This is a genomic window from Solimonas sp. K1W22B-7 (assembly GCF_003428335.1).
Lineage (GTDB): Bacteria > Pseudomonadota > Gammaproteobacteria > Nevskiales > Nevskiaceae > Solimonas_A.
In genome coordinates, this window is sequence record NZ_CP031704.1 from 3,602,237 (window position 1) to 3,621,923 (window position 19,687).

The 19,687-nt window shown below is 69.7% G+C and carries 16 protein-coding genes; 11 read left to right on the forward strand and 5 right to left on the reverse strand.

The window, feature by feature from the left end; translation table 11 throughout:
- Positions 1–111: 111 nt before the first annotated feature.
- The 8 genes from D0B54_RS16180 to D0B54_RS16215 are packed head-to-tail and all read left to right on the forward strand — an operon-like array spanning position 112 to position 4,632.
- Complete coding sequence (locus tag D0B54_RS16180; protein WP_117292305.1) at positions 112–537, forward strand: YciI family protein; 426 nt, start codon at positions 112–114, stop codon at positions 535–537.
- Positions 538–573: 36 nt separating this feature from the next.
- Positions 574–1,014, forward strand: a complete 441-nt coding sequence (locus D0B54_RS16185; protein WP_117292306.1) for a YciI family protein — start codon at positions 574–576, stop codon at positions 1,012–1,014.
- On the forward strand, positions 1,011–1,448 hold the full coding sequence (locus tag D0B54_RS16190; RefSeq protein ID WP_117292307.1) for an MAPEG family protein: 438 nt from the start codon (positions 1,011–1,013) through the stop codon (positions 1,446–1,448). Before D0B54_RS16185 ends, D0B54_RS16190 begins: the two co-directional genes overlap by 4 nt.
- A 49-nt stretch (positions 1,449–1,497) precedes the next feature.
- A complete protein-coding gene (locus D0B54_RS16195) occupies positions 1,498–1,902 on the forward strand; it encodes a VOC family protein (RefSeq protein ID WP_117292308.1) in 405 nt (134 codons plus the stop codon).
- 16 nt (positions 1,903–1,918) lie between these two features.
- Positions 1,919–2,341 carry a YciI family protein gene (locus D0B54_RS16200; RefSeq protein WP_117292309.1) on the forward strand — a complete coding sequence of 141 codons (423 nt, stop codon included), beginning with the start codon at positions 1,919–1,921 and terminating at the stop codon, positions 2,339–2,341.
- Positions 2,342–2,352: 11 nt separating this feature from the next.
- Positions 2,353–2,958: an SRPBCC family protein gene (locus tag D0B54_RS16205; protein WP_117292310.1), complete on the forward strand. Its 606-nt coding sequence runs from the start codon at positions 2,353–2,355 to the stop codon at positions 2,956–2,958.
- A gap of 25 nt (positions 2,959–2,983) precedes the next feature.
- The gene (locus D0B54_RS16210) at positions 2,984–3,367 is read left to right on the forward strand and encodes a YciI family protein (RefSeq protein WP_117292311.1); all 384 of its coding nucleotides are present in this window, start codon (positions 2,984–2,986) and stop codon (positions 3,365–3,367) included.
- A 38-nt stretch (positions 3,368–3,405) separates the two neighbouring features.
- Complete coding sequence (locus tag D0B54_RS16215; protein WP_117295310.1) at positions 3,406–4,632, forward strand: RNA polymerase sigma factor; 1,227 nt, start codon at positions 3,406–3,408, stop codon at positions 4,630–4,632.
- A gap of 275 nt (positions 4,633–4,907) precedes the next feature.
- Here the strand turns inward: D0B54_RS16215 and D0B54_RS16220 are convergent, their stop codons facing one another.
- From D0B54_RS16220 to D0B54_RS16235, 4 genes are all read right to left on the reverse strand, one after another.
- Positions 4,908–9,098, reverse strand: coding sequence for a hypothetical protein (locus D0B54_RS16220; protein ID WP_117292312.1), 4,191 nt, complete (start codon positions 9,096–9,098; stop codon positions 4,908–4,910).
- A 166-nt stretch (positions 9,099–9,264) separates the two neighbouring features.
- On the reverse strand, positions 9,265–13,251 hold the full coding sequence (locus D0B54_RS16225; RefSeq protein ID WP_117292313.1) for a beta strand repeat-containing protein: 3,987 nt from the start codon (positions 13,249–13,251) through the stop codon (positions 9,265–9,267).
- Positions 13,252–13,409: 158 nt separating this feature from the next.
- Positions 13,410–14,816, reverse strand: a complete 1,407-nt coding sequence (locus tag D0B54_RS16230) for a phosphotransferase family protein (protein ID WP_117292314.1) — start codon at positions 14,814–14,816, stop codon at positions 13,410–13,412.
- Positions 14,813–16,084, reverse strand: coding sequence for an acyl-CoA dehydrogenase family protein (locus D0B54_RS16235; RefSeq protein WP_117292315.1), 1,272 nt, complete (start codon positions 16,082–16,084; stop codon positions 14,813–14,815). The genes D0B54_RS16230 and D0B54_RS16235 overlap by 4 nt, the downstream gene beginning before the upstream one ends.
- Before the next feature lie 144 nt (positions 16,085–16,228).
- On the opposite strand from D0B54_RS16235, the gene D0B54_RS24365 reads away from it, so the two are divergent.
- Complete coding sequence (locus D0B54_RS24365) at positions 16,229–16,369, forward strand: hypothetical protein (RefSeq protein ID WP_162932476.1); 141 nt, start codon at positions 16,229–16,231, stop codon at positions 16,367–16,369.
- On the opposite strand, the gene D0B54_RS16240 is transcribed toward D0B54_RS24365, so the two are convergent.
- Positions 16,366–17,619: a serine hydrolase domain-containing protein gene (locus tag D0B54_RS16240; RefSeq protein WP_162932477.1), complete on the reverse strand. Its 1,254-nt coding sequence runs from the start codon at positions 17,617–17,619 to the stop codon at positions 16,366–16,368. The genes D0B54_RS24365 and D0B54_RS16240 overlap by 4 nt on opposite strands.
- Positions 17,620–17,813: 194 nt before the next feature.
- Between D0B54_RS16240 and D0B54_RS16245 the strand changes: the two genes are divergently transcribed.
- A complete protein-coding gene (locus D0B54_RS16245) occupies positions 17,814–19,136 on the forward strand; it encodes an ABC1 kinase family protein (protein ID WP_117292317.1) in 1,323 nt (440 codons plus the stop codon).
- Between the two features lie 130 nt (positions 19,137–19,266).
- Positions 19,267–19,680, forward strand: coding sequence for a hypothetical protein (locus D0B54_RS16250; protein WP_117292318.1), 414 nt, complete (start codon positions 19,267–19,269; stop codon positions 19,678–19,680).
- Positions 19,681–19,687 lie beyond the last annotated feature (7 nt).

A 19,687-nucleotide genomic window follows, 5' to 3' on the forward strand; every position in this document is an offset into this window, starting at 1 on the left:
CGGGAGCCTGTCGATTTCGCGGTCTGCCGTTCGACGTATCAGTAACACCGGGAAACAGGGCGGCGCAAAACCTCCCCTCCCGGCTCCACTGAAGCCAACAGGAGCAGGACGATGCGCGTAATGGTTTTGATCAAGGCGGACCAGAATTCCGAAGCCGGCGTGATGCCGGACCAGCAGCTGCTGACCCAGATGGGCCAGTACAACGAGGAGCTGGTGAAGGCCGGCATCATGCTCGCCGGCGAAGGCCTGCACCCCAGCTCCAAGGGCGCCCGCGTGCGCTTCTCGGGCCAGCAGCGCTCCGTCATCGACGGCCCCTTCGCCGAGACCAAGGAACTGCTGGCCGGCTTCTGGCTGTGGCAGGTGCGCTCGATGGAAGAGGCGATCGAGTGGGTCAAGCGCTGCCCCAACCCGATGGGCGTCGAATGCGAGGTGGAGATCCGCCCGGTGTTCGAGATGGAGGATTTCGGCGCCGAGCTGACCCCGGAACTGCGCGCCCAGGAAGAGCGCCTGCGCGAGCAGATCACCACGCAGCACTGAACGCGGCGCCAGGCCGCCATCACAGGGAGTGAATCGATGCTTTTCATGATCATCCGCAAGGACGATGCCCTCACCGAGTCAGGCACCCTGCCCGGCCCGCAGATGCTCGAGGCCATGGGCCGCTACCGCGACGAACTGGCCGCGGCCGGCGTCTATCGCGGCGGCGATGGCCTGCTGCCCAGCGCCCTCGGAGCGAAGCTGCGCTATTCGCAGGGCCGCACGACGGTCACCGACGGCCCCTTCACCGATGCCAAGGAAGTCATCGCCGGCTTCGTGCTGCTGGAAACGGGCTCGCTGACCGAAGCGGTGCGCTGGGCGCGGCGCTGCCCCTCGCTGGCCGGCGGCGATGCCGAGATCGAAATCCGCCAGCTGGCGGAGGCCGCCCACTTCCCGCCGGAGGCGCAGCCGGCGCTGGCCCGCATGCCCTGGAGCACCGTCTCGGCGCAGGCTATCACCCGCATTGGAGATATCGCATGAACCCGCAATATCCGGCACTGGGCGCCTACGCGCTCACCTCCATCCTGCTGGTGCTGAACCTGCTGTTCCTCTGGGGCTACAGCGGCGCGACGCGCGGCAGGACGAAGATCGCGATCAACCCCGAGGACGCCGCGCGATTCGGCGGAACGCTGCGCGACACCGATCCGCCGGAAGTGGCGCGCGTGCTGCGCGCGCACCGCAACGCCGAGGCGGCGATCTACCCGTTCCTGCTGCTGGGCCTGGTGTATGTGCTGCTCGGCGGCGGCCTGAAGCTGGCCAGCGCGCTGTTCGCGGTGTTCGTGTTCGCCCGTTACGTGCATTCCTGGGCCTATCTTTCAGCGACCCAGCCCTGGCGCACCATCAGTTTCATCATCGGCGGCCTGGCCACCATCGTCCTGCTGCTGGACATTGCCTGGATGCTGCTGCGCGGCTGACCGTCAATCCATGATCCTTTTCAGAATCAGAAATCCGAGGAAAACCACCATGAATATCCAACCCTACCTGATGTTCGACGGCCGCTGCGAAGAGGCCCTGGAGTTCTACAAGAAGACCGTGGGCGCGCAGGTCGAAATGATCCTGCGCTTCAGCGAAAGCCCGGAGCCGAATCCCGGCCTCGCTCCGGGCAACGAGAACAAGATCATGCACTCCTCCTTCCGCATCGGCGAAAGCACGATCATGGCCTCCGACGGCATGTGCAACGGCACCACCCGCTTCGGCGGCTTCTCGCTGTCGCTGAACCTCAAGGCCGAGGCCGACGCGGACAAGGCCTACGCAGCGCTGTCCGAGGGCGGCCGCGCCGACATGCCGCTGCAGAAGACCTTCTTCTCGCCGCGCTTCGGGGCCCTGACCGACAAGTTCGGCATCAACTGGCTGATCCACGTCGTCTGAACCGGGAGACAGGACCATGCGTTTCATGATGCTGATGATTCCCGGCGGCTACGAGAGTGCCCCCGCCGGAACCATGCCCGACGCCAAGGCCGTCGAGGCGATGATGAAGTACAACAGCGCGCTGCAGGAGGCCGGCGTGCTGCTGGCCCTGGACGGCCTGCACCCGCCCTCGATGGGCGCCCGCGTGTCCTTCCAGGGCGGCAGGCCCAAGGTCACCGACGGCCCCTTCGCAGAGGCCAGGGAAGTGCTGGGCGGCTACTGGATGATCCAGGTGAAGTCGCGCGAGGAGGCCATCGAGTGGGCCCGGCGCTGCCCGGGCGGCGACAACGAAGTGATCGAGATCCGCCAGGTGCAGGAGTTCGAGGACTTCCCCGCCGACGTGCAGGAAGCCGCGTCCGACTTCAAGGACATGCAGCAGAACATAGGCCAGAAGGGCTGAAGGGATCTCCGATGATCAAGAAAATCCTCATTGCGCTGGCACTGGCGATCGCCGCCCTGCTGGGCTACGCCGCCACGCAGCCCGACATCTTCCGCGTCGAACGCTCCACCGTCGTGCAGGCACCGGCGGAGCAGATCTACCCGCTCATCGCCGACTTCCATCGCTGGACCCAGTGGTCGCCCTACGAGAAGCTCGATCCCGCGCTGAAGCGGACCTACGGCGGCGCCGAAAGCGGCCTGGGCGCGAGCTACGCCTGGGAGGGCGACAAGAACGTCGGCTCCGGCCGCATGGAAATCACTGAAGCGACGGCGCCCTCGAAGATCGGCATCAAGCTCGATTTCATGGTCCCCTTCGAGGCTCACAACCAGGCCGAGTTCACCCTGCAGCCCGAGGGCAGCGGCACACGCGTCAGCTGGGCCATGCACGGCCCCGCCAACTTCATGTCCAAGCTGATGGGCACGCTGTTCAACATGGACAAGATGGTCGGCGGCGATTTCGAGAAGGGCCTCGCGACGCTGAAGTCCGTGGCGGAAGCCACACCCGCCGCCCCGGCGGAAATCCCCGCGGCAGCCCCGGTCCAAGAACCGGCCCCTGCAGCCGCCGCAGCGGGCGCCTGATGCCGGACCACGCGAGGACACCGCGATGAAGAAGTATCTCTGCCTGGGCTACTACGACGTGGAGAAGTTCAAGGCCATGAGTCCGGCCGACAGGCAGGCCCTGGTCAGCCAGTGCCCGCCCCGCGACGCCGCATTGCATGCCACAGGTCGCGTGCTGTTCGCAGGCGCCCTGGCCGACCCGGGGGACTGGGCCTGCCTGCGCCCCCGCAATGGCAAGCCGGTCGTCACCGACGGCCCTTACACCGAGGCCAGGGAACTGGTCGGCGGCCTGTTCATGATCGAGGCCGCCGACATCACCGAGGCCATCGCCATCGCCTCGAAGCACCCGGCGGCGGAACTCGGCGAGCAGGTCGGCTGGGGCATCGAGATCCTGCCGATCGGCCACTACATTCCGGGCCAGGCCGCGTGAGCACCCCGGTCCACCGCCGCATCGACGCCGTCTGGCGCATGGAATCGCCGCGCCTGATCGCCGGCCTGACGCGCCTGCTGCGCGACGTCGGCCTGGCCGAGGAGATGGCGCAGGACGCGCTGGTGTCGGCGCTGGAGCAGTGGCCGGAATCCGGCGTGCCGGACAACCCGGGCGCCTGGCTGATGGCCACGGCCAAGCATCGCGCGATCGACCGCCTGCGCCGCCTCAAGCTGGCCGAGCGCAAGCACGAGGAACTGGGCCGCGAGATGCAGGAACAGGAGCTGGCCATGCCCGACTTCGACACGGCGCTGGACGACGACATCGGCGACGACCTGCTGCGCCTGATGTTCATCGCCTGCCACCCGGTACTGTCCACCGAGGCGCGTACGGCGCTGACGCTGCGCCTGCTCGGCGGCCTCTCCACCGACGAGATCGCCCGCGCCTTCCTGGTGTCCGAGCCGACCGTGGCGCAGCGCATCGTGCGCGCCAAGCGCACGCTGTCGGAGGCGCGCGTGCCCTTCGAGGTGCCGCGCAGCGCCGAACTGGGCGAACGCCTGGGCTCGGTGCTCGAGGTGATCTACCTGGTCTTCAACGAGGGCTATGCCGCCACCGCGGGCGACGACTGGATGCGCCCGACGCTGTGCGAGGAAGCCCTGCGCCTGGGTCGCATCCTCGCCGGCCTGGCATCGCAAGAGCCCGAGGTGCATGGCCTGGTGGCGCTGATGGAAATCCAGGCCTCGCGCCAGCATGCACGCGTCGGCCCCAACGGTGAGCCGGTGCTGTTGCTGGAACAGAACCGCGCACGCTGGGACCTGCTGCTGATCCAGCGCGGCCTCAAGGCCCTGCGCCGTGCCGAGCAGCTCGGCGGCGGCCTGGGGCCTTACGCATTGCAGGCCGCGATCGCGGCCTGCCACGCGCGGGCACGCCGCGCCGAGGACACCGACTGGCCGCGCATCGCCGCGCTCTACGACGCCTTGTCGCAACTGATGCCCTCGCCGGTGGTGGACCTCAACCGCGCCGTGGCGCTGGCCATGGCCTACGGCCCTGCCGCGGGGCTGGAACTGGTCGACGCGCTGCAGTCGGAAGCGGCGCTGAAGAACTACCACCTGCTGCCCGGCGTGCGCGGCGACCTGCTGTTCAAGCTCGGCCGCCTCGACGAGGCGCGCACGGAATTCGAGCGCGCCGCCGCACTGACCCGCAACAGCCGCGAGCGCGACCTGATGCTGCGGCGCGCGGCGGAGTGCGGGGAGCAGCGGCTGCATTGAACGGCGATCCTCGTGGGAGCGACGCGAGTCGCGATCTTTTACGAGAAGATCGCGACTGCTGTTGGCCATGGCGAGGGCTGACTCAATGTCAGTCTGAGTTAAGCCAACAGCCGCTCCCACAAGAAAAAGGCGCCAGATTCTTCTCGTAGGAGCGGCTGTTAGCCGCGAACGCCGGTCAACATAGCCACCGGCGTTCGCGGCTAGCTGTTGGCCACGGCGAGGGCTGACTCAATGTCAGGCCGAGTTAAGCCAACAGCCGCTCCTACAAAAGCACCTCAAGCCTGCGGCGTCTCCACCGTCGGCGGCGCGATAACCACCGGCTTCTTCTTCCACAAACCGCCCTGCCCGTACTGCTGCCAGCCCCAACGCAGCCAGCCGAGCAAAGCATTGGCCAGCCACAGCGCCCAGGCCAGCATCAGCAGGCGGTAGACCCACATCGGCACCGACAGCACCCAGGCCGTCGGCAGCAGCTGCCCGTAGCGGTCCTGGTACCAGTGCAGCGAGTTGCCGAAGGACTGGTTGCCGGTGATCTGCATGTCCGGCGAACCGAGCAGCCCGTGCGCCACGGCACCGAACAGCGTCGACAGCGCCGCCAGCGTCAGCAGCAGCAGCCCGACCTGCACCAGGTCAAAGCGCCGCCAGGACCAGGTCTCCGGCATGCGCCCGCGCCAGCCCAGCGCCAGCAGCCAGCCCACCACCACGGCCGCCGCGGGCACCGGGATCTGCGACAGGCCCACCATCAGCAGCATCCATTGCGCCGCGCGCAGCGGCGTCAGCGTCAGGCGGCCCAGGCCCACGGCGATCACCATCAGCACCGCCAGCACCGACCAGAACAGCACCGCCGGCCCCAGTCGCGGACCGCCCAGCAGCAGCGGCCAGCGATCCTGCGGCAGCTCCAGGTCCAGCACGGCGTTGACGCCGGGCAGGCCCAGGTCGATCGCCGGCGTGTGCAGCAGCAGGGCCATGGCCTCGTCGCTGCGCAGCTTCAACTCGAAGTCCTGCGCACCGGGACGCAGCGTCAGCGGCACCTGCACGCCCTTGTCGCTGTTGCTCTGGCGCAGCGGCTGCGGCACGCCATCCTGGCTCAGGCCCAGCAGCGACCAGCCGGCCGGCAGCGTCAGCAGCTGCGAGCCGCCCTGGCCCGAGCGCAGGCGCAACTTCAGCGTGGCGTCGCGCGCGCGCAGCCCCGGCTGCAGCAGCAGCTGGCTGCGCTCCAGCGTCACCACCTGTCCCTGCGCGCCGGCCGGGCGCGACAGCTTCACGGCCAGCGACTCACCCGGCCAGGGCTGGAACTGCGGCAGCCAGTAGCCCTGGTCCTCGCGCCGCACCGGCGGCAGCGCGCCAGCGCCTTCGGTAGCGAAGTCGGCATGCCACAGCGGGCTGACGTCGAAGCGCCAGACCTCGTAGAGCTCGCTGCCCTTGGGCGCCAGCAGCTTCAGCTCGCGCGCCTGCTCCAGGCGCGAGGTCCAGCGCCGCTCGCTCTCCTGCGGCGCCAAGGCCACTTCCACGGCGCCGTCAACCGCACGCAGGTTCTCGCCGGTGAGGCGCTCGCCCGGCAGCAGCGGCACGCGCGCCAGCACCGGCGTGTGCATCACGCCCTCGCGGCTCAGCACCGTCTCCACCTCCCAGTCCAGGCCCAGGCGCAGCGTGCGGGTCACCACCAGCAGCGCCGGCAAGGCCTGCTCGCTGCCCGTCGCCGCGCTCGCGCCGGCTTCACGCAGGCGGCTCAGCTGCAGCGTCGCGGCCGGCTGGCCCTCCTCGTTCAATCCCGCCAGCGCCCAGCCCGACAGCTCGGCGCGCACGCCGCGCGGCGCCAGCGGCAGCGGCAGCTGCACCTGCGTGAAGCCCGACAGGCTGCCGCGCAGCAGCAGTTCGTGGCGGCCGGCGGGAGCGGCCAGCCACAGCTGGCCCTGGGTGTCGCGGCGTAGCGCCGCCGGACGCCCGTCGAGCAGGGCCTCCTGCGGTTGCCATACCGTGTCCTGCGCGCCATCCGCCACCGCCGGCAGCGGCAGCGGCAAGGCCGATTCAGCGGCGGCGTCGATGGTCAGGCGCAGGCTCAGCACATTGCCCTGTGCGCTCAGCGCCATGCGCGGCAACTCGGCGCAGCGCGGCGCGCATTCCGGCGGCGCCAGCAGGCGATTCTTCAACTCGTCCAGCCAGGACTGCTCCGGCATCGGCGGCACCGGTGTCTCGGCCAGTGCCGGCGGCGCCCAGCCCAGGCTGCCGCCCAGCGTCAATAGCAGCGCGGCCATTGCCGCAGGCGCGGCAACGCGGCGCTGCGGCAGGCGCGGCCAGCCACCGCCCATCCAGCGCAGCAGCGTCAGCGCCATCAGCAGCAGCGCCAGCAGCTTCAGGCTGCGCGTCATCCAGGGCGGCGACAGCCACAGACCCATCTCCTGTTCCACCGTCACCGGCCCCGCCGCCGACAGGCTGGCAGAGGCCCAGCGCCACTCCGGCAGGCCGGGGCCGGTCTGGGTCAGCGCGTTGGGGTCGAGGCTCTTGAGGGATTGCTGCGAGACGTTGTTTGCCTGCGGGTAGCCGCCATAGCGGGATGCCTTGTCCTTCGCCATCGACGCCAGTACGCGCGGGCTGACCACATCCCTCCTGGCCCGCTCTTCAAACACGTCTTCCACTGCGGGCGCCGCCTGGCCGGCCTCCGCCATCGGCGGTGGTGGTGCCGCGGGTTCAGGCATTGCGGCCGCCTGCTCCTTTGCCAGGTCAAAGCTGAAGCCCGGCGATTCCTGCCCCACCCGCTCCAGCTGCGGATACATCGCCTCGCGCACCTGCGTCAGCGCGAAGGGCAGCGCGATCAGCAGCAGCGCCGCCGCCGACAGCCAGCGGTAGCGATCGAGGAAGCGTGCCAGGCGCTCGCCGCGCAGGCCCTCCGGCAGCGCGCGCAGCAACGCCACGGCGGCGATCAGGTTGAGCCAGGCCCATTGCGGCGCCCCGGCCTCGTGCCAGCTCAGCGCCAGCGCGGCCAGCGCGATGCCGCCGGTGGCGGCGCCGAACAGGCGCAGGCTCGCCACCGCGACGATCATCACCAGGAACAGGTCCAGCAGCGTCCAGCGCGACAGCCAGGTATCGGCGCGGTCCACACCACTGGCCGCGAACAGGCGCCAGCCCGGCGGCAGGTGCAGCGTCGTGTTCACGGCATGCAGCTCGATGTTCCAGCCATTGGCCGGCAGGCTGCGCAGCGAATCGTCGACGCGGCTTTCAGCCAGGAATGCGAGCTGGCCATGGCGCACTTCCACGCCGGCCGGCGCTTCCGGCGCCAGCCGCGTGATCAGCTGCGGCTCGCCATCGGAATCGGCACGGCCCAGCGCCAGCGGCGCAGCCGCCTCCAGGCGCCAGCGGCTGGCGAGCTTGCCGCCCAGCGTGTCGCGCAGGGTCCAGCCGCCGCCGTCGAAATCCAGCCACAGCTCGCGGTGCAGGGTCACCTCGTCGGGCGGCGGCACGGCCTCGCCACGGCTGCGCTCGTTCAGCACCAGCACCGTGCCCGGCTGCATCAGGTAGGCGGGATCGGCCTTCCACTCTTCCGGCAACTGCGTCTGGCGCGGATCCAGCGGCGCGGCACCGCTGGGCTCGATCACGCGCAGCTCCGGCCGCGCATGCACCGACCAGGTTTCCTCGGCCGGCCAGGGCTCCGGCAGCTTCGCCAGTTCCAGCTTCGCCACCGGCGCCGGCGCACGGGCGACGAGCGTCACGCGCCAGACGCCGGGACGCAGGCCGACGCGCAGGCGGCCCTGCTCGTCGAGCCGTGCCGGCAGGTCACCGGACAGCGACAGCGGCGTGAAGCCGGCCGGCAACGCCGGCCCCAGCACCACCTCGCGCGCCTGCCCCGCCACCTCCAGCAGCAGCTGCGTCACCAGGCGCAGCGGAATATCGTCCTCGACGCGGCGCAGCACCTGCAGTTCCAGGTGATCGCCGCTGGCGGCGGCGCCGGCGGCACCCAGCCACAGCTCACCCTCGGCGTTGCGCGTGGGACTGCTGCGCTCCTCGCCATCGACCCGCAGGCTCACCAGGCCGGCATCCGGCGGCAGCGGCAGGCCCTCGGGCAGGCGCGACCAGTCGAAATCGCCGCGCAGGCGATACTCGCCCGCCACCAGCCACACCGCCGGCGCGCCCTCGTGCTCCACCACCGGCGCCGCCTTGCCATCGGCGCTGACATCGCGCGGCCAGCGCGCGGCATCGCCGGGCAGCCGCACCCAGCCGGGCGCGTACAGCCGCAGCGCCAGCTCGAAGCGCCCGCCCCGGCCATCCAGGTCCAGGCTCAGCGCGGAGGGCCAGCGGCATTCGCGGCCTTCACCTTCAGCGGCCAGCGGGCAGGCTCGCAAGTCCTCGCCCTGCAGCGCCCAGCCGACCCAGGGCTGCAGGGGCGCGGGCACGTCCTTCTCCTGCAGCGGCGCCGCATGGGCGCAGGCAAGCGGCAGCAACAGCGCGAGGGCAAGACGGAACTTCGAGGACATCGCAGCCTCCTGGCAGGGCACGGCGGGATTGTGCCTGCATTGGCGCAGGCCGGCTTTCCCTGTAAACGGGAATCCCGGCCAAACGGGGTTACGGCCCTCGCACGGCCAGGGCCGCGCACAAAAAAAGGGGCGGCCATGGCCGCCCCTTCCCTGTCCACAACGGCGCTTAGTGATTGACGTTGCCGATCGTCACCTTCAGCGTCTTGGGGCTGCCCAGCTTGGCCCCACCGGTCGGCAACGACAGCAGCACGCTGAACTTCTCGGCCTTTTCGCTGGCGCTATCCCAGGTGATCGGGATGGTGAAGCTCTTGTTGGCCACGTCGCCGGCTGCCCAGGACAGGTCGCCGGAGGTGGCGCCGTAGTCCGTGCCCGCCAGCGCGGTACCGTCGGCCGTCGCGTAGTGAATGCCCACTGCGTTGCCGTTGCCGCCGGTGCGGCGCAGGGTCACGGTGACGCTGCCGGCATTCTCGCTGACGGTGAGGCTCGAGCCGACGAAGGACAGCGAGCCGGCCTTGTCGTCGCTGGTGATGCTCGCGGTGCTCAGGGCATTGCCCAGCACGGCGCCACCGGTCGGCGCGGACAGCGCCAGCGTGAAGGTTTCCGGGGTCTCGACCTGCAGGTCGTCAACCAGGTTCACGGTCACCAGGCGCGGCGTCACGTCGCCGGATTCCCAGGTCAGGTTGCCGGACACGGACTGGTAGTCCTCGCCCGCCAGGGCCGTGCCGTCGGCCGTGGCGTAGTGGACGCTGACCGCGCCATCGCGGCCACCGGTGCGCGCCACCTTGAACACCGCGGTGCCGACGGCCTCCTTGGCCGAAACCTTGATCGCGGAGATCGTCAGCTTGCCCGGCTTGGCGCCGCCGCTGAGACCGGTACCGCTCAGCGGCAGGCTCGCCGGGCTGCCGGGGGCGTTCGAGGGGATCAGCAGGCTGGCGCTGCGGGTGCTGGTGGCGGTCGGCGTGAACACCACGCCGATCACGCAGGTCGCGGCCGGCGCGATGCCGCTGCCGCAGCCATTGCTGGCGATCGAGAAATCCCCCGGATGGCTGCCGCCCAGGGTCGGCGTGCCGACGTACAGCGTCGCCGTGCCGGTGTTGGTGACCGTGACGTTCTGCGGCGCCGTGGGCGTGCCCACCGTGCGGCTGCCGAAGGCCAGCTGGCCGCTGACTCCCAGGCCCGCCTGCGTGCCGGTTCCGCTGAGGCCGGCGGTGTCCGGGCTGGACGGAGCGTTGCTGACCAGGCTCACCATGCCGTTGCGCGCACCCGCGGCGCTGGGCGAGAACGTGACGTCGACCTGGCAGCTGGCGGCGGGCGCCAGCACGGCCGCGCAGTTGTGCGAGGCCGAGAAATCGCCGCTGGCAGCGATGCTGGTGATCGACAGCGGAGCGTCTCCGGTATTGGACAGGACCAGCGGCTGCGGCAGGCTGCTGCTGGACACCGGCTGGTTGCCGAAGGCGAGGCTGGCCGGGCTGAAGCCGACACTGGCCTGGGTGCCGGTGCCGCCCAGCGTGAAGCTGGCCGACGCGCCGGTCTGGGCCGGGCTGCTGGAGACGGTTTCCACGGCGCTGCGGCTGCCCGCGGCACCCGGGGTGAAGCTGAAGCTGACGCTGCAGGACGCGCCCACGGCGAGCAGATGCCCGCTGCAGCCGTCGCTGGCGATGGCGAAGTCCGCCGGATGACTGCCGCCGGCGCTGAAGCCGCTGACGGTGATGGGACTATTGCCGTTGTTGCTCAGGTTCAGGCTGTGGCCGCTGCTGGTGCTGCCGACCGGCTGGTTGCCGAAGCCCAGGCCCGAGGCACTGGCCTGCAGGCTGTAGTTCGCCGCGACACCGCTGCCCGACAGCGACACCAGTTCGGGGCTGCCCGAGGCGTTGGACGGAATGCTGAGGTTGGCGCTGCGGCTGCCGGTGGCGCCGGGCGTGAAGCGGACGTCGATCTCGCAGCTGGCGCTGGCGGCCACTGCGCCGGTGCAGCCGTTGGCAACGATGACGAAGTCGCCGGGATGGCTGCCCCCCAGGGCCAGTGCACCGACCTGCAGCGGCACCGTGCCGGGATTGCTCACCGTCACCGACTGCACCGCGCTGCTGGCGTCGACGACGATGTTGCCGAAGCTCAGGCTGGACGGCGTCACGCTGATTTCCGCCGGTGCGCGCAGGACCACCGCGTTGGTCGTGACCTCGAGGCTGCCTTCCAGGCCGGGCGGGACGCTGCCGAGGCTGACGTTGGCGGTGGTGAAGCCCGAGGCCGAGCCGAAGTTGAGCAGGGTGTAGTCGGTGCCGGCGACGATGCCGTTGTCGAGGATGTCGATCACCAGCGTGCCGCCGCCGCTGAAGCCCAGGGCGCCGCTGACATCGAGACGGCCTGAGGACGCACCCAGGGCGAGCTTGAGCTTCGCGCCGGAAGCCAGGCTGAGACTGTCGACGGTCAGCACGCCCGACGGGGCCAGGATGGCGCCCGCTTCTGCCAGCACTGCACCGACATGGCCGTTGCCGCCCAACGTGGCGGCACTGCGCAGCGTCACGCTGCCAGTGCCGGTGGCCGAGCCCGTGCTGTTGACGGCAACCAGGGTGCCGGCGGTGACGGTGGTGTCGCCGGCATAGCTGCTGGCGCCCGACAGGCTCACGGTACCGCTCTTGATTTCCACCGCGGAGAAGTTGGACAGCACACCGGAGTAGCTGAAGGACAGGCTGGCGCCCGGATCGAAGTCCAGCGTGTTGCTGCCGCTGCCGCCGGACACGTCGCCGCTGATCGAAGCGGAGCCGCCGAGGATGTGCAGCGTGTCGTTGCCGGCTTCGAGATCGATCGCCAGGCCGTTGTCGCCGACGATGCTGCCGCTGTTGCTGAGCGTGTCGGCACCGTCGCCCATCTGGATCGCCGGGCCCTGCGCGGCGTTGCCGCCGCCGCGGATGTTGCCGCCGGCGTTGTTGGCGATGCTGTCGGCACGGTTGCCGATGAAACGGATGGCATAGCTGTCGTAGCCGCGGATCAGGCCCGCGTTGGTGACACTGGTCGTCCCCGGTGCCGTGCCGCCGCTGGAATCGTCCGCCAGGATGCCGTGGCCCTTGGTGCCGAAGCCGCTGGTGTCCTGGCCGGTGATCTCGGCACCGCTGTTGTTGATGATGGTGCCACCGCCCACCGAGACGCCTTCCGGGTTGCTGGCTCCGCCGTCGCTGCCGAGGCCGCCGGCGCCACGGCCGCGGATGATGCCGTTGTTGGTCAGCGTCACCAGTCCGTCCACATCGACGCCGTCGCCGTCGCCGGTGTTGTAGGTCACCGAATCGAAGTCGCCGAAGATGTTGCCGTCATTGACGACCGTGGCATCGCCCCGATTGCCGCCGACGACGCTGTCGATGTTGATGCCGGACCCGTCGATACCACGGATGGTGCCGCCCGCCTGGTTGGTGACGGACATGTTGAAGGCGCCGGCGGAATTGGCGCCGCCCGTGATGCCGTGGCGGCCGGTGATCGTACCGGAGTTCGTCACCGACACGCCGGTTACCGGCAGGCCGCTGGTGCTGACCACGTCGAGCTTGATGCCCTCGTCGCTGTCGGCCTTGATCACGCCGCCGCTGTTGAGGGTGTTGGGCAGCGCCTCGATCAGGCCGGCGTTGGTGACGATGCCGTTGGTGCCGGGGCGCACGGCGTCGGCAGCGGTGCCGCGCGCGATGCCGGTCGACAGGTTATTGAAGGTGTTGCTGGTGATCTCGCGCGCGTTGAAGGCGCGGTTGTTGCCGGAGCTGATGGTGCCGGCGTTGTTCACCGTCACCGAGCTGCCCGGCACCGAGACCTGGATGGCGTCGTCGCCGTTGGCCGAGATCGTCGCACCGGCGCGGTTCTCGATGCCGATGACCGCGATGCCGGAGCTGTTGCGGATCGCGCGGCCGCTGGCGGTCTGGCGGATCTTGCCGCTGTTGTCGATGTTGGCGGTGCTGGTGGCGCCGCCGCCGGTGATGGTGACCGCAACGCTCCCGCCGGAGACATTGAGATCGCCGGCAGCCGATACGGTACCGGTCTGCGTCGTGCCGCTGGTGGGGTTGAGCGTCTTGGCGGCGGTATCGCTGCCGGTGACGCTGAAGTTGGCGGCGATGGCCAGCGGAATCGCTGCCAGTGAACCGAGCACCACAGACAAACGCAGAGCACGCCGACGCAGCATGGAATTCCCCCGGAGTAAAGATGAGTCCGGCGGGTTCCCTGGCCTCGCCGGTCGCCGACAGGCCCGCGGCTCGCGGATTCGGCGTGCGCAGATTACGGAGGCCGGGAGAAGGATTCGTGACGCTACGATGACGATCGCTGCAGAACCGCCACCCGCGCTCAGGCCTGCAGCGCCGTCCGGTAGCCCGGGTACTTCGGCTGGTCGATCGCCACCTGGTCGGCGACGCTCTGGCGCAGATGCTCCGGCAGCCCGGGACGGTCCAGCGCGATGACGCCCGAGCGCAAGCCTTCCACCAGTTCGCGGCGCAGCGCTTCCCGCTCACCGCCATGCCCGAGCACCCGTTCCAGCCCGGCCTGTTCGCGCGCGCGGCATTGCGCGCCCAGCTGCAGTTCGCGCTGCACGATCTCCAGCGAGTTGGCGGCGACGCGCGCCAGGAAGGACACACGCCCCTTGGTCGCGGCGGTGACTTCCTCGCGCAGGAAGGCCGTGGTGCTGTCGAGCAGTTCGTCGGTGCGCGGCATCTCCATGTCCGGCATGGCAGCAGCGGGCGCCAGCGGCAGCACCGGCCCGGCCAGCAGCAGGTTGACGCAGTCGATCTGGCATTCCGAGCTGCGCCGGCCGATGGCGACACGCTCGGCCGATCGGTCCGGCCCCTGGCGGTAGAACTGCGTCATCATCAGCGTGCCCATCGACCACCAGAACGCGCCGAACACGATCCACCAGTGCAGCCGTTCCGCCGAGGGACGCTCGCCGGCGACGGCGGCGTAGCCCTCCAGCAGTTCCTCGATCGGGCCGAAGCCGCCCACCGGCAACTCGTGCCGGCCGAAGCGCCAGGACGGCGTACACAGCCAGCCGAGATCGCGCATCGGATCGCCCCGCTGCGCCAGCTCCCAGTCCAGCACGCCGACGATGCCCCGCTCCGGCGCGACCATCAGGTTGCCGTTGCGGAAGTCGCCATGCACCAGGCGCTGCGCGGACGGCGGCGGCAGATGATCCAGCAGCCAGCGCGCGGTGTAGTCGATCATCGGCTGCGGCGTGCCGTAGCCCTGGTAGGTCACCCAGGTCTCGCGCACCAGCTGCTCCGGCGTGCGCTCGGGCAGCAGGCCGCGCAGGCCGGCGCGATCCGGGTCGATCGCGTGGATCCGCGCCAGCACCTCGCCGCACTGCCGCGCCAGGCGCGGACGCACCGTCGCCAGCGCTTCGCTGCGCAGGATCTGCGTGCCGAGGGTTTCGCCGTCCAGCCATTCCATGAGAAAGCCGGCACCGAGACCGTCCTGCGGCTGCAGCAACCCGAGCACGCGCGGTTCCGGCACGCCGGCCGTGTGCGCAGCAGTCAGCAGGCGCGCCTCCGCTTCCAGGCCCGCGGTGGCTTGCGCCCGCTGCGTCACTCCGCCTGGTGCGCGCCGCAGCGCATAGCGTTGCGAGCCACCTTCCGCCTCCACCAGCAGCCGCCAGGTCTCCTGGCTGGCACCGCCCGACAGGCGCTCGCAGGACTGCAGCGCGCGGAAGCCCGGCAGCAGCCGCGCCAGCACCGCGGGCAGCTTCTCCGCCAGCTCCGCGCTCATTCCTCGACCACTCCCTTGGGCGCGCGCTGCTTCATCATGCCGAACAGGTAGCCGGCGACGCGGCGCATCTGGATTTCCTCGGTGCCCTCGGTGATGCGGTAGCGGCGGTGATGGCGGTAGATGTGCTCGAAGGGCTTGTGCCGCGAGTAGCCCAGGCCGCCATGCACCTGCATCGCGCGGTCCGCCGCCTCGCAGCACAGGCGGTTCGCCCAGTAGTTGCACATCGACACCTTGTCGGAGGCCGAGAAGCGCCCCTGCGTATCCATCAGCCACGCGGTCTTGTGGATCAGCGCCCTGAGCATCTCGCACTGCGTCTGCAGCTCCACCAGCGGGAACTGGATCGCCTGGTTGGTGGCCAGCGGCTTGCCGAAGGGCTTGCGCTGCTTCGCATACTCCACCGATTCGTCGATGCAGTACTGCGCCGCGCCGAGGCTGGACGCGGCCTGGCGGATGCGGTTCTCGTTGAAGAAATGCTGCACCACCGCCAGACCCTGCCCTTCCTTGCCGAAGATCGCCGACTGCGGCACGAACACGTCCTTCAGCGACACCCGCGCGTGGTCGGTGGGCATGTTGAAGGTCCACAGGTATTCCTCGATGCGGAAGCCCTGCGCCGCCACCGGCACCAGGAAGGCGGTGATGCCCAGGCCGTCGCCGGCCTTGCCGGCGGTGCGGGCGAAGATCAGGTCGTGGCTGGCGGTATGGATGCCGGTATTCCAGGTCTTCTCGCCATTGATGCGCCAGCCCTCGCCGTCGCGCACCGCCACGGTTTCCATGTGCGTGGCGTCGGAGCCGTGCTCCGGCTCGGTGATGCCGAAGGCGAAGAAGGCCTCGCCGCGCAGCAGCGGCTCGAGGAAATGCTCCTTCTGCTCCGCGCTGCCGTATTCGTGCATCAGCAACAGGCCGACGTGGTTGCTGACGATGGCGTGCTCGTTCTGCAGGTCGCAATGCAGGCCCAACCCCAGGTGGGCAAGATGCTCGCGGATGATCGCCATGCCCAGGTTGCTGCCGTCGCGCCCGCCCATGGCCTTGGGCAGGGGGTAGCGGTAGAAGCCGGCGGCGTCGGCCATGCCCCGTGCCCTGGCCAGCAGGGCCTCCCACTCCGGGGTCGGCAGGCCGCCGCGGTCCCAGTCGGTGCGCGCGTCCTCGCGGCGGTGGTCGAAGAAGCGGATGTTGTCGTCCGCCTGCTCCAGCGGTTTCAGCTCGCGCTCGATGAAACCGTCCATCTCCGCCAGGAAGGCGGCGATGTCGGCCGGGATAGCGAAATCCATGGTTTTCCTCCGCTTTTTCCGCACTTTAGCGCGAAGCGGCGGAGCCAAGATCGTTCGCGCCGGGAACAACTGTCCGGGGGCGCCTGCTATGCTTGTGGCCTACCGGTTCGCATTTGCCCGAACCCGCCCAGCACAGGAATGCCTATGGCCACGCCCAATTACTCGTTCGCAAAGCGTCAGAAAGAGCTGGCCAAGAAGGCAAAGAAGGAAGAAAAGCTCCAGAAGAAGAGCGCCACCAAGGGCGACGCTCCCCGTTCCGCCGACGACGACAAGCAGGCCGGCTAGCGTCCCTTCACGCGCGGGCAGTTGCGGCTGATCGCCCCCAGCACCCGCGCCACGGTCAGCAGGCTGTCCGGCGCCACCGTCTTGCCGGTATTGAGCAGCGACACCGAGATGTCGCGGTCCGGGTCGGCCCAGCAGATGATGTTCAGGAAGCCCAGGTGCCCGAAGGCCTTCGGGCAGTTGCTGCCGTAGAGACCGAACGGCCATTCCCCCAGCACGAAGGCCGGCGAAAAGCGCACCGGCGCCAGCAGCGTCCGGTCGATCTGGATCGGGCCGGCCGGGCGCACCGCTTCGGCGATGGTTTCCGGCTTGAAGATGCGGCGGCCCTGCCAGACGCCGCCGTCGAGCAGCATCTGGTAGAAGCGGCAGGACTCCTCGGCGGTGGAATAGATGTTGGCCGCCGGCACCACCGACTCCATGAAGTGCGGGTCGTTGGTCAGCACCGCCAGTTCCTCGAAATCGACGTACAGCGCGCGCTTGGCGATCATCGCCACCGGCGCCGGCAGTGACGGGCCGGTGAAGGCATTGAGCGCGCCCCGCGGCTGCTGCTCCGGTGCCAGGCCGTAACGGAAGTACTCGCAGCCCAGCGGCTCGGCCAGCTCGGTGCGCAGCAGCTCCGGCAGCGAGCGGCCGCTGACCCGCTGCGCCACCGCGCCGGCGATGTAGCCGGCGGTGACCGCGTGGTAGGACTGCTGGCGGCCGTGCGCGGCATTGGGCTTGGACGCGCAGAGCAGGCGCACGATCGTGTCGAAGTCGTTGAGCACCGTCGGGTCGACATTCTTCAGCGGCACCTCGGGGATGCCGGCGCGGTGCGCCAGCAGCTGGCGCAGCGTGGTCTTCTCCTTGCCGTTGTTGCCGTATTCCGGCAGGTAGTCGGCAACCCGCGCATCCAGCTGCAGCTTGCCCTGCTCGGCCAGCTTGTGGATCAGCATGGCGCTGATCGCCTTGGAGGCGGAGAACAGGCAGACCGGCGTCTGTGGCGTCAGGAGCTGCTTTTCGCCCTGCTCGCCCGGCGCATTGCCGCGCGCATGGCCGATCGCGCGGTCCAGGATCACGCGGCCATGGCGGCGCACGGTGATGGACACGCCCGGGTGCAGGCCGCTGCCGTACATCGCTTCCACCGCCGACCAGATGCGCCGGGCGGCGTCCGGCTTGAGGCCCACGTCCGCGGGATCGGTCTCGCGGGCGGGATCGTAGCTGGTGACGGAAGCAAGATCGCGGGGGACCGCGACGCGGTTCTGGCGGAAGAGCATGGAGCGAGGGTTCCCGGATGAAAGGCGACCCGCCGCGCGGATCAGGCCAAAAAGTCTGCAATAGCCGCCCAGGCCCTGCCATGGCCGCAGCGACAGCCGTCCGGACCGGGAAATTGCCGGCCCCACCGCCATTCGGAAGTGGACGGCAACGGCCGCCAGCGCGTACCGTCAGCGACAGTTTCCAGGCCCCCGACATGAGCGACGACGACAACCACCCATCCGGCAAGCCTGCGGCCGGCGCCAAACGCTTCCTCAAGATGGCCGGCATGACCGCCAGCCTGGCCACGCGCTATGCCGGCCATGCCCTGGCCAACGGCTTCCGCACGGCCGAGCAGCGCGAGCAGGCCCGCGACCAGCTCAACGCCAAGGCCGGCGAGCAGCTGGCGCAGACCCTGGGCGAGCTCAAGGGCGCGGTGATGAAACTGGGCCAGATCGCCTCCCAGGCGGCCGATTTCCTGCCCTCCGAGATCGCCGAGCCGCTGAAGAAGCTGCAGAAGGAGGCGCCGCCGATGCCCTTCGCGGTGATCCGCCAGCAGATCGAGCGCGAGCTGAAGAAGCCGCTGGCCGAACTGTTCCGCGAACTGGACCCGAAGCCCTACGCCGCCGCCTCCATCGGCCAGGTGCACCGCGGCGTGCTGCATGACGGCCGCGAGGTGGTGGTGAAGGTGCAGTACCCCGGCGTCGCCGCCTCCTGCGACACCGACCTGAAGCAACTCAAGTTCGCCTTGCGCAGCGCGCGCCTGGTCAAGGTCGGCAAGGAAGTGCTGGACGAACTGTTCGAGGAGATCCGCACGCGCCTGCACGAAGAACTGGACTACGTGCAGGAGGCGCAGAACATGGCGCTGTTCCGCGACTACTACGCCGACGACCCCCTCATCGTCGTGCCCGCCACCGTGCCCGAGTTCTGCGCGAAGCAGGTCATGACCATGGTGCTGGAGCCCGGCGACCACCTGGACACCGTCAACACCGAATACGACCAGGACCTGCGCAACGAACTGGCGATCCGCCTGTTCCACTTCATGTGCCGCTCGCTGTTCGGCCTGCAGGCGGTGCATGCCGACCCCAATCCCGGCAACTTCGCCTACCGCCGCGACGGCAGCCTGGTGATCTACGACTTCGGCTGCATCAAGCGCCTGGAGCCCGACAGCATCGCCGCCTACCGCGACACCGTGAAGGCGGCGCTGGCCGAGAACTGGGCCGGCGTGGACATCGGCCTGATCCGCCTGGGCGCCCGCGTGCCGGGCTCGGCCCCGGTGGAGGGTGCGTTCTACGCCGAGTGGCGCCGCATCGTCATGCGCCCCTTCATCTCCGACGCCCCCTTCGACTTCGCCAGCTCGACGATGCACAAGGCCGCCGCCGCCAAGGGCCCGGAAGTGCTCAAGCGCATGGACCAGTTCCAGCCGGCGGTGAAGACCGCCTACCTCGACCGCATGGTCGGCGGGCATTACTGGACCCTGGTGCGCCTCAAGGCCCAGGTGGCGCTGGCGCCCCTGCTGCGGGGCTACCTGACGGCCTGAGAGAGACCCTTTCGGGAGCATTCATTCCAAAACGTCACGAATAAAGTTCCGGCAGCCCGATTTATTGCGTTCTGTTATGGAACTAGGCTGGTCCCAAGCTCGAAAGGGCACCTTCAACAGGGGAACCGCCATGAACTTCCGTACCGCCATCCAGACCGCCAGCCTCGCCCTCGCCGCCACCCTGGCCCTGCCCGCCAGCGCCGCCGACCCGGTCGAGGACTTCGTCCAGGCCTTCAACCGTGCCGAGCGCCCGGCGCTGACCGCCTACGTCCAGCAGAACTACAGCGCCCAGGCGCTGCAGGAGCGCAGCGCCGAGGAGCGTGTCGACGAACTGCTGAACGCCCACCAGCAGCTCGGCGCCATCGCCTTCCAGGAGGTCAGCGGCGTGTCGCGCGTCTCGGTGATCAACGTGCGCAGCAGCCACCTGGTGCAGGACGCCGACATCGTGCTGCTGCGCGATGCCAACCTGCCCCACCAGATCACCGACATCTACATCCACCCGGTGGAGCCGGATGCGGTCCTGACCGCCGAAGCTTCGCGCTGAGCATCCT

Coding starts and splice junctions, on each gene's coding strand:
- D0B54_RS16225 (WP_117292313.1), bottom strand. CDS start 13,251: ATGCTGCGTCGGCGTGCTCTGCGTTTGTCTGTGGTGCTCGGTTCACTG.
- D0B54_RS16210 (WP_117292311.1), top strand. CDS start 2,984: ATGAAGAAGTATCTCTGCCTGGGCTACTACGACGTGGAGAAGTTCAAG.
- D0B54_RS16195 (WP_117292308.1), top strand. CDS start 1,498: ATGAATATCCAACCCTACCTGATGTTCGACGGCCGCTGCGAAGAGGCC.
- D0B54_RS16250 (WP_117292318.1), top strand. CDS start 19,267: ATGAACTTCCGTACCGCCATCCAGACCGCCAGCCTCGCCCTCGCCGCC.
- D0B54_RS16240 (WP_162932477.1), bottom strand. CDS start 17,619: ATGCTCTTCCGCCAGAACCGCGTCGCGGTCCCCCGCGATCTTGCTTCC.
- D0B54_RS16205 (WP_117292310.1), top strand. CDS start 2,353: ATGATCAAGAAAATCCTCATTGCGCTGGCACTGGCGATCGCCGCCCTG.
- D0B54_RS16185 (WP_117292306.1), top strand. CDS start 574: ATGCTTTTCATGATCATCCGCAAGGACGATGCCCTCACCGAGTCAGGC.
- D0B54_RS16190 (WP_117292307.1), top strand. CDS start 1,011: ATGAACCCGCAATATCCGGCACTGGGCGCCTACGCGCTCACCTCCATC.
- D0B54_RS16245 (WP_117292317.1), top strand. CDS start 17,814: ATGAGCGACGACGACAACCACCCATCCGGCAAGCCTGCGGCCGGCGCC.
- D0B54_RS16230 (WP_117292314.1), bottom strand. CDS start 14,816: ATGAGCGCGGAGCTGGCGGAGAAGCTGCCCGCGGTGCTGGCGCGGCTG.
- D0B54_RS16215 (WP_117295310.1), top strand. CDS start 3,406: ATGGAATCGCCGCGCCTGATCGCCGGCCTGACGCGCCTGCTGCGCGAC.
- D0B54_RS16235 (WP_117292315.1), bottom strand. CDS start 16,084: ATGGATTTCGCTATCCCGGCCGACATCGCCGCCTTCCTGGCGGAGATG.
- D0B54_RS16200 (WP_117292309.1), top strand. CDS start 1,919: ATGCGTTTCATGATGCTGATGATTCCCGGCGGCTACGAGAGTGCCCCC.
- D0B54_RS16180 (WP_117292305.1), top strand. CDS start 112: ATGCGCGTAATGGTTTTGATCAAGGCGGACCAGAATTCCGAAGCCGGC.
- D0B54_RS16220 (WP_117292312.1), bottom strand. CDS start 9,098: ATGTCCTCGAAGTTCCGTCTTGCCCTCGCGCTGTTGCTGCCGCTTGCC.
- D0B54_RS24365 (WP_162932476.1), top strand. CDS start 16,229: ATGGCCACGCCCAATTACTCGTTCGCAAAGCGTCAGAAAGAGCTGGCC.